At 62.9% G+C, this 652-nt stretch carries 1 protein-coding gene; it reads right to left on the bottom strand.

What is annotated here, in order from left to right; genetic code table 11:
• Positions 1–507, bottom strand: a 507-nt coding sequence (locus JK635_RS28130; RefSeq protein WP_202653137.1) for a biosynthetic peptidoglycan transglycosylase, incomplete at its 3' end; no start/stop codon positions are given.
• Between the last annotated feature and the right edge of the window lie 145 nt (positions 508–652).

Raw genomic sequence — 652 nt, 5'->3', positions numbered from 1 at the left:
GCGGCCTATCTCTTCCGGATACAGGTTGCGCGCCAGCTGCTGGGTCAGGGTCGAGCCGCCCTGGGTATCGCCAGCAAGCGTGTAAGCCACACTGGCCACGGTGCGCCTGAGGTCGATGCCGTGGTGCTCGTAGAAGCGGCGGTCCTCGGTGGCAATCAATGCCTTGACCACGTTCGGCGAGATCTTCGCCAGCGGCACCCATTCCCGGTTGCTGCGGCGGAAGGTGGCGATGCGCTTGCCGTCGATGGACATGAGCACGCTGGGCTGGTCGGCCTTGGCCTTGCGGATGTCGCTGATGCCGGGTGTGAAGGGAATCAGCAGCAGGGTGTAGAAAAACAGCAGCACGAAAACAATCGCGGCCGACGCGCCCAGCGCCTTGGCTGCCGACCTTGCGCGCTCGCTGCGGCTGACGCCTGGCGCGATTACGCCATTGAAATAGCCAATGATGCGGCGTGCCAGCCGCCGTGCTGCCTCCATCCGCTTCGCGGCTGGTGTCTGGTGTTCCAAGAATTGCTCCCTGCGTGGTTCGGTAGCGCTGCGCGCGAAAACGGCGATCATACCCGAGTGCCGCTATGCGCTTGCATGGGTTGCTGGAACCATTGGCTACAGTTGCAATCCAAACAAGCCCTACAATACAGCCACCCCGGAGTTT

It is taken from the genome of Neobacillus paridis, assembly GCF_016765675.1.
In the GTDB taxonomy this organism is placed as follows: Bacteria; Bacillota; Bacilli; order Bacillales; family Cytobacillaceae; genus Neobacillus; species Neobacillus paridis.
Note: the sequence above shows the minus strand (reverse complement) of the source record. Positions and strands in the feature narration are given on the sequence as shown.